This window comes from Acetobacter estunensis (genome assembly GCF_011516945.1).
In the GTDB taxonomy this organism is placed as follows: domain Bacteria; phylum Pseudomonadota; class Alphaproteobacteria; order Acetobacterales; family Acetobacteraceae; genus Acetobacter; species Acetobacter estunensis.
This window is the reverse complement of record NZ_WOTH01000061.1, coordinates 1-10,101: the sequence shown is the minus strand read 5'-3', so window position 1 is coordinate 10,101 and position 10,101 is coordinate 1. Positions and strand designations below refer to the sequence as shown.

Here is a 10,101-nt window from a genome sequence, read left to right as displayed (position 1 = left end):
GGATAGCGCTTCGTCTTGCGGGTGATACTGGCCATCCGGCCTCTCTGCTCTGGCGTCCACATCCAGGGCTTGAATCACACCCTCACCGAATTTCCAAACAGGCTCTTAGAGAGAAGACTGTTTCGCAATAGTCTTTTGGTAACAAATAACAAAAGTTTTTGGGTATCGCCTTTTTTCAAAAAGGCGATGTTCTGTGAAGCTTTTTGAAAAAAGCTTCGCCAAAAACTTCTTTATGATTTACAGGCGTTCTTCACGGGCAGGCTTTAAGTCATAGCTAAAATTTTTGTTTGCTGTAGGCTGGTGCGTCAGACCTGTTGGAAACGAGAATAATCATTTCTTTCGAGCGATCGCATTCCCAAGAGCCCGAGCAGAAGATCTGCGCCGCGGCCCTATCAGCCCTTTTCTCCAGAGGTCCCGTTTTCCTGTGTCCGCCGTCGGCCGGGGTGCCAGAATGATGGGATGCGACCGTGATGGCCGAAGTTCACCAGCCGCGCTTCTTCAAGATCAATGCGTCCCAGCAGGTTCGAACGCAGCACCCACACGGCCAGCGATGCACCGAGAAAAGGCCCCGTTATATAGATCCAGAAACCACCCCATTGTCCGCTGAAAAGTGCCGGACCGAAACTGCGGGCAAGATTGGAATTGTTGCCCGATAGCCAGGCCGAAATCGGATTGCAGATCAGGAAATACAGACCGCCCGCCCAGGGCGTAAGCCATTTCAGGAAAGGGTGCGCGGCAAGTCGGCAGACCATCAGCACGAGAAACAATGTCAGCAGCGTTTCTGTAATCAGCGGCCACATGATGGTAATGTGCTCGAAAGGCACAGTGGCGGCGTAAGAGGACAGTTGTGCCATTCGCCCCCAGAACGGCCAGATATGACCCAGTTCCGCAAGGAAGAGTGTCGCCAGACTGGCGCCCACTATCTGGGCAATCACATAGCCGCAGAAATCAAGAGTGCTGAGCCGTCCAGCCAGACTAAAAGCCAGAGAAATGGAGGGGCTGAGATGCGCACCGCTGACACGCCCAAAAGGCGTGAAAGCCGCGATCGTCCCGGAAAGACCGAAGAAAAGACCGCACAATGCCGTCTGGACGAGTGGGAGCGGTCCAAGGGGCCGCCCAATGGGCGTAAGCGGTGTGGTCAGAAGGGCGACCGAGACAATACCGCAGACCATCAGAACGGCCGTGGCCACCATTTCGCAGAAATAAAGCTTCCAGTGAAAGGGATGCCTGGGATGCGGGTGGCCAGCAAGAGGGCGATCATCTTCTATTTCACGAAGACCCGTCGTCTGCCGGGTTTCAGTCATTTCTCCAGCCTTTTTACCATTGCACCTTACGGGCATTCAGCGCCTTCCGACACACAACCGGTGGCCGGATGATCTTGTTTTCTTCATGCTACTGTCCCAGCATCAGGTTTCAACTGCTGGCTCCGCAGAGGAGCATCCCTTGAAATGTGCCATGCATTGCGGATTTTCTTTCACGGCAATACCGTAAAGTCGCAAACTACTATTGTCTGTTTATCGCTTTCCCAGATGCTTGTGCCTGTCCGACAACGATAACCGCCACCTCTTTTCAGAAAGTGGATATGCCGCTTCCTCAATCATGGTCATGGCATTCGCAAAATAGGCTACACCTGCAAACACAAGCTCTGCATTCAGTCGGCGCTGAATTTGAGGACATCCGGCTCTATACGATCCTGAGTCGGTGAGCATCCGAATTCCACATTATACGCACGGGAAAAGTTTGTGCGGCTTTCAAAGCCGCAGGCCACGGCAATATCGGCAATCGCCATATCCGTCTCCCGCAACATCGTGCGTGCACGGGCCAGTCTGATCTTGCGATGGTGCTGGCTCACGCCCCATCCGAAATGGGCGTGAAACAGACGCTCCAGATGACGGGCGGAGCACAATGCTGTCCGCGTCAACTCTTCAATCGCAATGCGGCGATCCGTCACGCTTTCCATCATGTTGATGGCGCGAGTCAGAATACGGTTATGCGAAGCCTGACCGCTTTTCAAAGGAAGTTTCTGGGCGGCGGCAGGCGGTCTGATGGTCGTGTGAATGAACTGCTCGGAAACACGACGGGCAAACGCAGCGCCTTTCAGTCTGCTGATGCGGTTGAGCATCAGATCGATTGACGCCGTACCGCCTGCGCAGGTGAAGATCGTGGTGAAATCTTCAAACAGTTCCGAGGATGCCTGAAGGCAGGGAAACGCCTCAGCAAATGCAGGCAGGGCTTCCCAGTGCATCGTCATCCGAACGTCACGCCCCAGACCGGCGCGGGCCAGAATGAATGCCCCCGTATCAAGCCCTCCGATCTGAACTCCGATTCCTGCCAGACGCCGTATGACGGAATCCGCTTTCCGGTTCAGACCATCAAGTGGAGAAAACCCCGAGCACACGATCAGCCAGTCCAGCGGAAAGCTGTGATCAGAGGCGATGTCCGCCAGAGCGCCGTCCGCCGCCATCAGCATGCCGTTTGAGGCGGAAACCGCCGCGCCATCATGAGAGATGACCTTCCACTCATACAAATTCTGTCCGGCCAGACGGTTGGCGACGCGCAACGGTTCCGCCGCGCAGAGAAACCCGAGCGCGGAGAAACGGGGAACGAGCAGGAAGCCGATGCGACACGTCATGCAGGCATAATAGAGGACCGCATTCGATACGGAAACGGCACGAATTAATACGTCGCGATTCGATTCCGGGAGCACAGTTGGAAGTGGAATTCCGGCGCATCCCTGAAGGATCAGGGAAGCAAACAGTTTCAGTAGCGGATGAATTGCTCCATGAAATCACGCCTCTTCATTACCTGCGCAGTCACCGGAGCCGGCGATACCGTGTCGGGTCACCCGAACGTGCCGGTTACGGCAAAGGATATCGCGGAGTCCGCCATTGCTGCCGCAAAGGCCGGCGCTGCGATCGCTCATATTCATGTCCGTAACCCCGAAACCGGACAGGCGGCACGCGATGTAGCCTATTACCGGGAAGTCGTGGAGCGTATCCGTGACTCCGAGACGGATGTCATCATCAACCTGACGGCAGGCATGGGCGGCGATCTCGTGCTCGGTGGCGGTGAATCTCCTCTCCCGCCCGTGTCGGAATACACCGACATGGCCGGGCCGACGGAGCGGCTCATGCATGTCGCTGAACTGCTTCCGGAAATCTGCACGCTTGATTGCGGCACCATGAACTTCTCGCTTGGCGATTACATCATGGTGAACACGCCCTCCATGCTTCGGGAAATGGCGCGGCAGGTGCAGGCGCTTGGTGTGCGCCCGGAACTTGAGGTTTTTGATACCGGGCACCTCGTCTTTGTAAAACAGTTGCTGAAGGAAGGACTGCTGGATCACCCGCTGATGATCCAGTTGTGCATGGGAGTCCCCTATGGCGCCCCGAACGATCTGCTGACCTTGCAGGCCATGGTGGCCCAGATGCCGCCGGACACGGTTTACAGCATGTTCTCTCTCGGTCGTTTTCAGCTTCCCTATGTGGGTGTTGCGCCGATGATCGGCAGCAACGTGCGTGTCGGGCTGGAAGACAATCTCTACCTGTCGCGAGGGAAGCTGGCGACGAACGCCGAACTCGTCGGACGGGCGGCGACCATTCTCGAAGCCATGAATGTTGAGGTCATGGGGCCGCCTGCGGTTCGTGATCTTCTCAAACTTCGCAAGCAGGGCTGAGCCATGAGCATTGAAAAAACTGCCGTGAAGCGCGCGGCGCTCATCGGAAGCGGTGTGATCGGTGCCGGATGGGCTGCGCGTTTCGTGCTGAACGGCATTGACGCCGTGATTTACGATCCTTCAGGGGATTCGAAGGCCCGTGCGAAACACATTCTGGACATGGCGCGCACAGCCTGGGCTGCCCTTATGCCCGGCGTGCTTCCAGAAGAAGGCACGCTGAGTTTCGTTGATTCTCTGGAAGACGCTGTACGGGATGTGGATTTCGTGCAGGAGAGCCTGCCGGAGATTGAGGATCTGAAATGCACTGTTCTGGCCAAGGTAGATGCCATTCTGCCACCGCATGTGCTTATCGGTTCTTCCACTTCCGGACTGCTTCCTTCCCGATTGCAGGCCGGACTGAAACATCCGGAACGGTTCGTTGTCGGGCATCCATTCAATCCCGTGTATCTCCTTCCGCTTGTTGAGGTCTGTGGTGGCGACCTGACATCCGCGGCCACGAAGGAAAGTGCCGCAACGTTCTACAGATCCATCGGTATGCAGGTTCTGCATGTTCGGAAAGAGGTTGACGGTTTCATTGCAGATCGCCTTTTGGAGGCACTCTGGCGTGAAGGGCTGTGGCTGATCGAAGAGGGGGTCGCCACGACGTCCGAACTGGACGATGCGATCCGTTATGGCGCGGGTCTTCGCTGGTCCTTTATGGGCACGTTCCTGACATACAGACTTGCTGGCGGCGATGCAGGCATGCGCCATTTTCTCAGTCAGTTCGGTCCAGCCCTCAAATTGCCGTGGACAAAGCTGGTCGCGCCGGAACTGACGGATGAACTGACCGATCGTATTGCGGCACAGTCCGATGAGCAGGCTGGAGATGTTTCCGTAAGGGAACTTGAAGTGCTCAGAGATGAAGCGCTGGTCAAGGTGATCTCTGCCCTCTCATCGGTGGGAGCCAAAGGATACGCATCTGGCAGGACTCTCAAGGATTTTTCAACATGGCTGCGCACGGAAGAGGATGCGAAAACAGTTCAGGTCGAGCCCTGGTTTGTCAGTTGGAAGGAAGGTGTTTCTCCTGAATGGATAGATTATAACGGGCACATGACCGAGCATCGTTATCTTCAGGTGTTTGGCGAGGCAACGGATGGTGTACTGGCTCTCATCGGTGCCGGTGAGGATTATGTAAGATCAGGTTACAGCTTTTACACAGTCGAGACGCACATACGCCATCTTGGTCAGGCCTATAGCGGCATGGCGCTGGAAGTGAGAAGCCGCGTCCTGGATTCCGATGCGAAAAGACTTCATCTCTTTCATACCATGACCGTGCGGGGATCTGACGATCCGATCGCTACAGCAGAGCATATGTTGCTGCACGTTGATTCCGCGAAGGGAAAAAGCTGTCAGATTCTTGCCGCGGTTCAGAATCAGATCGAACGAATACAAAAGCTTCAGGCAGGGAACCCAGTCCCGGAAGCTGCCGGACGTAGCATAGGAATTCGCCGTGCGGCGTGAGGAGGTGTGCAGCTTGATCTCCGGACATATCATTTCGTTATAAAAATGATATGATTTGCAATCCGGTCTGTAATGCCGATTAATGGAAGCCAAGGACTATCCCGGCCATCGCCTGTATCCAGCGGAATAGAAGATGATCAGAAAAGCATGTCAGAAGAATGTTATGCATATCACTACAGGGATAAGAGGATTCATTTCCTGCTTTTTGGCTGCTCTTGTTTTGTTGATAACAACGCTTCCGGCAAACGCAGATGAAGCAGCATCATGTTCTACCGTGCGTATTGCCGAGGCTGGGTGGTCGGATAACGCAGCGGCTAATGGTATTGCAGCCACGGTTCTGGCTGGCATGGGATACAAAACGGATATTCCGTTGCTGAGTATCGCCATGACGTATGTATCGATGCGAAATCGCAGGATTGACGTCTTTATGGGCAATTGGGATCCGGCCGGCATGGGCACGATCAAGCCTTTTCTTGCCGATGGGTCAGTAAAACAGATCGGCGTGAATCTCTCCGGTGGACATTTCACTCTGGCCGTTCCTGAATATACCTGGAAAGAAGGCTTGCAAACGTTTGATGATTTAAAAAAATGGGCTCCAAAACTTGATGACAAGATCTATGGGCTGGAATCAGGAAATGCAGGAAATCTTCTGATCCTGAATGGAATGAAACATGATTTGTTTGGTCTTTCGCAGTTCCGCCTTGTTGAGAGCAGCGAAGAAGGAATGCTAGGCACGGTTGATCGGATGATTAGAAATCATCAGCCTGTGGTCTTTCTGGGTTGGGAACCGCATCCGATGAATAACCGATTTGCCATGCGCTACCTGAGTGGTGGTTCTTCCATATTCGGACCCGATAATGGATCTGTTGTGCATACCGTGATTCGTAAAGGATATGATAGCGAATGCCCAAATGTAACAAGGTTTTTTGAGCAGTTACGTTTCTCTATCCCTACGGAAAATACTTTGATGGGAGAGATTCGGGACAAACACGAATCCCCCAAAGATGCAGCTCTTGCTTGGCTAAAGGCTCATCCGGAGAATCTGGAGCCCTGGCTCGATCAGGTCACAACACGTGACGGCACGCCTGCTCTTCCAGCTGTAAAAAGTTTTCTGGGACTTTCCCCCTAGGCTCAGGACCCATTGATTTGATGACGGAAATCTGATTCAGGCTCTGTGAGGAGACTGAAGATGAGCGACCTGTATTGGCTGACGGACGAACAGATGGAGCGTCTGCGGCCGTTCTTTCCCAAGAGCCACGGCAAACCTCGCGTTGATGACCGCCGTGTGCTGAGCGGCATCATTTTTGTGAACCGCAATGGTATGCGCTGGCGTGATGCGCCCCGGGAATACGGTCCGTACAAAACGCTCTACAACCGTTGGAAACGTTGGGGCGCCATGGGCATTTTCATGCGGATGATGGATGGCCTGTCTGCCGCGAAGGCTGAGCCCCAAACCATCATGATTGATGCGACGTATCTCAAGGCGCACCGCACGGCTTCGAGCCTGCGGCTAAAAAAGGGGATCCAGGCCGCCTGATCGGTCGCACCAAAGGTGGTATGAATACCAAGCTGCATGCGGTCACCGATCAGAACGGACGACCGCTGAGCTTCTTCATGACTGCGGGACAGGTCAGTGATTATACTGGTGCCGCTGCTCTGCTGGACAGTCTTCCTATGGCACAGTGGATGCTGGCGGACCGAGGTTATGACGCCGACTGGTTCCGGGATGCCTTGGAGGAAAAAGGGATCAGGCCCTGCATTCCGGGGCGAAGATCCCGCGGAAAACCAGTCAAATACGACAAGCGAAAATATAAACGTCGCAACCGCATCGAGATTATGTTCGGAAGGCTCAAGGACTGGCGGAGGGTCGCAACCCGCTATGACAGATGCCCAAATGTCTTCTTCTCAGCCATCTGCCTCGCTGCAACCGTCATCTTCTGGCTATGAGTCCTGAGCCTAAATAAATAAAAACATTATGTTCTGGAGAGAGTGATGTCTGAGTATTCCGCTGGTGAGCAGGACGAGCAGTCCCTTCGGGAAGATCTGGCGGCGGCGTATCGGCTTTTGGCCAAATTCGACATGACGGATCTTGTCTATACTCATCTCTCCGTCCGTCTGCCGGGTGAGGCGCATCGTTTTCTGGTCAACCCCTACGGACTGCTGTTCGAGGAAATCACGGCCAGTTCACTGGTGATTGTCGATGCGATGGGGCACCCGAAACAGGAAACAAGCTGGCCGGTCAATCCGGCGGGGTTCGTCATCCATTCGGCGGTGCATCGCGCCCGTCCGGATGCAGCCTGCGTCATGCACACGCACACGCTGGCCGGCATGACGGTTGCAGCACAGGACAGGGGCATTCTGCCGGTCAATCAGATCAGCATGGAGTTTTACGGTCGCGTGGGCTTTCACCCGTATGAAGGTATCGCGGCGGATGACAATCTCAGCGAGCGGGACAGGCTGGTTCGTGATCTGGGCGACAATATCGGGCTGATCCTGCAGAATCATGGTCTGCTGGCTGTGGGTGAGACCGTGGCGCAGACATTCTACCGCATCTGGTATCTGGAACAGGCCTGCCGCATCCAGATATCGGCGCAAGCGACGGGAGTTCCGCTCTGTCTTCCTTCTGAAGACTACGTGCTGCGGGCACGCAAACAGTTTGAAGACGGCGACGATAAGGGGCATCTGGTCTGGCAGGCGCTGCGCCGCAAGCTGGATCGGGAACAGCCTGATTATGTCAGGTGAAACGGGGAATGGGCGGGCTGTCGGTCGCCAGTGAAACTACGTGAACTGTTCTTTGTGTATCGCGATGTATAATTTCAGTATATTCTGAATAATACGTCATGAAATAAGAGATTAAGTCATCCTGTTTACGTAAAAAATCGTAAAAACATACGTGCAAATATACCACACTTTAGAATCAAGTGAGAGAAAATACGGCTAGCGGCGAATCGTTCAATGCCATGTCGCAAACATTATACAGTCAAGGTAATATTAGCATTACGGTTACGAAATAGAGTTGGCTATCGTAAAATCTCTCGCGGCTTCGTTGGTCCATGTTCTCAATCCGGAGTCCCTTCATGAAGAATCAACGTATATTCTCAACTGTTCTTGGACTCACGCTTCTTGCTTCTGCCTCTTCCCAAGCATATGCGGCAACATCGCGCAAACATGGTTCCTCCACGCCTTCGGGTTCTGTTGGGGCACGGACATCATCCTCGCCCCCGCCGAACGTGACGGGGCGCACTGCAACGAAATCATCACGAGCCCGTAGCGCGCTTGCAAAAGGTAGTGAGACTGTCGGGGTCGTTGGTGCACGACGCACACATGGCACATCAGTTTCTGTAGGGCAGGCGATGATCGCCAAGTCGATTCCTGGCACGAATCCCTTGAAGGTTTTGGCGCAGTTGCCGGGCGTGATGTTCCAGTCCGATGATCCGCAGGGAATGGATACCTGGTCAAACCAGTTTTAGAGCCTGAATCAGAAAGCGGTTTGATTGATTTTTCGCAGAACTCTGCGGATATGGGCAATCATCAACCATGCGCAGGATGACGAGATTGTTGTCTCGACATCCTTCGTGAGGCGACGGCAACGTCCGAGCCATGCAAAGCTACGCTCCACGATCCAGCGTTTGGGCAAGACGACGAAGCCTTCGGCCCGATCGCTACGTTTGACGATCTCGATCGTCCATCGGCCGAGTTCAGCCAGCGTACCACGCAACTTCTCGCCAGCATATCCCCCGTCACCGATCAGATGGCGAAGCCAGGGAAACAATGAGCGTATTCTGGTCGCTACCAGCGGCGCACCATCACGATCCTGAATGTCGGCGGGATGTACAACAGCCGCCACGACATGACCCAGCGTGTCGGTCGCGATATGCCGCTTGCGTCCCCTGATCTTCTTGCCCGCGTCATAACCGCGTGGGCCGCCGTTTTCAGCGGTTTTAACCGATTGGCTGTCGATAATGCCCACCGAAGGCGTGGCGTCTCGCCCGTCCTGCTCACGCGACAGGATCACGAGAATATGGTTCATGGCTTCCCATCGTCCCTCGCGGATCCAGCGGTAGAAATAGCCCTGTACGGTCGTGAAGGCCGGAAAGTGCCGGGGCAATTGTCGCCACTGGCAGCCCGTAGTGACGATATAGAGGATCGCCTCCATGACCCGGCGCAAATCCGTACGTCGTGGTCTCCCCAGTCGTTTCCTCTCGGGCATCAGCGGCGCAATCAGCGCCCACTCCGCATCGCGCAGGTCGCTTGCATATTCCAGGTCGTCCCTTTGATACTGCGCTCGGGTGATTTCAGTCCAGGCCATCTTGATCTCATCAGGTTATCGCAAACCCATGAATCATAACCCGCTGAAATCACTCAACTCATTTTCGGTCAGACACTGAGGGGCCAAGTATCAACGGATCCTGATCGGTGGCATGGTTTGACATAAGATCATTTTGTTGACGCGCCTGAGCGATAACATTCCGGAGCATGCGTTTCTGAGAGAGACGATCCAGCGACCGCAGATCTGGGAAACGGCGCCGCATACTCACCAGATCGACGCCCGGCGCCACTTTCTCTTCATAGAGAACCATATACCAGACAGCGAAGACCTGAGCCTCAATAGGTAATGCCCGAGCAATCGGGCGATAATCTCCCCAGCCGATAAACAGGGTATGGTCATTTACGGTGTCGTTGAATTGGCTGAGGATTTCTGCATCGTCCCGCATATTTTTGCCTTCACGCTTCGAAGCATGTTTGAACGCATTCCAATACAGGTTCCGAAGCTTTCGGAGATTTCGCCGATCATTACTCGACAAATCAGGATGCTCTAAGAGCCTGTTTGGAAATTCGGTGAGGGTGTGATTCAAGCCCTGGATGTGGACGCCAGAGCAGAGAGGCCGGATGGCCAGTATCACCCGCAAGACGAAGCGCTATCC

Annotated in this window: 10 protein-coding genes; 6 read left to right on the top strand and 4 right to left on the bottom strand. The window is 54.4% G+C overall.

Features of this window, described 5'->3' with window-relative positions:
• Positions 1–392: 392 nt before the first annotated feature.
• Positions 393–1,304, bottom strand: coding sequence for an MIP/aquaporin family protein (locus tag GOB87_RS15555; RefSeq protein ID WP_166318837.1), 912 nt, complete (start codon positions 1,302–1,304; stop codon positions 393–395).
• A gap of 347 nt (positions 1,305–1,651) precedes the next feature.
• Positions 1,652–2,632 (bottom strand): GlxA family transcriptional regulator, encoded by a 981-nt coding sequence (locus tag GOB87_RS15550; RefSeq protein WP_166318835.1) that lies wholly within the window; start codon positions 2,630–2,632, stop codon positions 1,652–1,654.
• 150 nt (positions 2,633–2,782) lie between these two features.
• On the opposite strand from GOB87_RS15550, the gene GOB87_RS15545 reads away from it, so the two are divergent.
• The 6 genes from GOB87_RS15545 (at position 2,783) to GOB87_RS15520 (ending at position 8,646) form a co-directional block, all read left to right on the top strand.
• The gene (locus GOB87_RS15545; RefSeq protein WP_166318833.1) at positions 2,783–3,676 is read left to right on the top strand and encodes a BKACE family enzyme; all 894 of its coding nucleotides are present in this window, start codon (positions 2,783–2,785) and stop codon (positions 3,674–3,676) included.
• Positions 3,677–3,679: 3 nt separating this feature from the next.
• Positions 3,680–5,176 (top strand): carnitine 3-dehydrogenase, encoded by a 1,497-nt coding sequence (locus GOB87_RS15540; protein ID WP_166318831.1) that lies wholly within the window; start codon positions 3,680–3,682, stop codon positions 5,174–5,176.
• 133 nt (positions 5,177–5,309) lie between these two features.
• A complete protein-coding gene (locus tag GOB87_RS15535; protein WP_198911731.1) occupies positions 5,310–6,305 on the top strand; it encodes a glycine betaine ABC transporter substrate-binding protein in 996 nt (331 codons plus the stop codon).
• Between the two features lie 60 nt (positions 6,306–6,365).
• Positions 6,366–7,123 (top strand): IS5 family transposase gene (locus GOB87_RS15530; RefSeq protein WP_166318829.1). Its coding sequence is split into 2 segments (ribosomal slippage): positions 6,366–6,687 and positions 6,687–7,123, totalling 759 coding nucleotides; the frame shifts between segments, so codons are not numbered across the junction.
• Between the two features lie 45 nt (positions 7,124–7,168).
• Positions 7,169–7,918 (top strand): class II aldolase/adducin family protein, encoded by a 750-nt coding sequence (locus tag GOB87_RS15525; protein ID WP_166318827.1) that lies wholly within the window; start codon positions 7,169–7,171, stop codon positions 7,916–7,918.
• Positions 7,919–8,253: 335 nt separating this feature from the next.
• On the top strand, positions 8,254–8,646 hold the full coding sequence (locus GOB87_RS15520) for a hypothetical protein (protein WP_166318821.1): 393 nt from the start codon (positions 8,254–8,256) through the stop codon (positions 8,644–8,646).
• An 8-nt stretch (positions 8,647–8,654) separates the two neighbouring features.
• Here GOB87_RS15520 and GOB87_RS15515 read toward each other — a convergent pair whose 3' ends face one another.
• Together GOB87_RS15515 and GOB87_RS15510 are read right to left on the bottom strand one after the other, a co-directional pair.
• Complete coding sequence (locus GOB87_RS15515) at positions 8,655–9,485, bottom strand: IS5 family transposase (protein WP_166318825.1); 831 nt, start codon at positions 9,483–9,485, stop codon at positions 8,655–8,657.
• 58 nt (positions 9,486–9,543) lie between these two features.
• Positions 9,544–10,032, bottom strand: a complete 489-nt coding sequence (locus GOB87_RS15510; protein WP_166318823.1) for a hypothetical protein — start codon at positions 10,030–10,032, stop codon at positions 9,544–9,546.
• Positions 10,033–10,101: the final 69 nt, after the last annotated feature.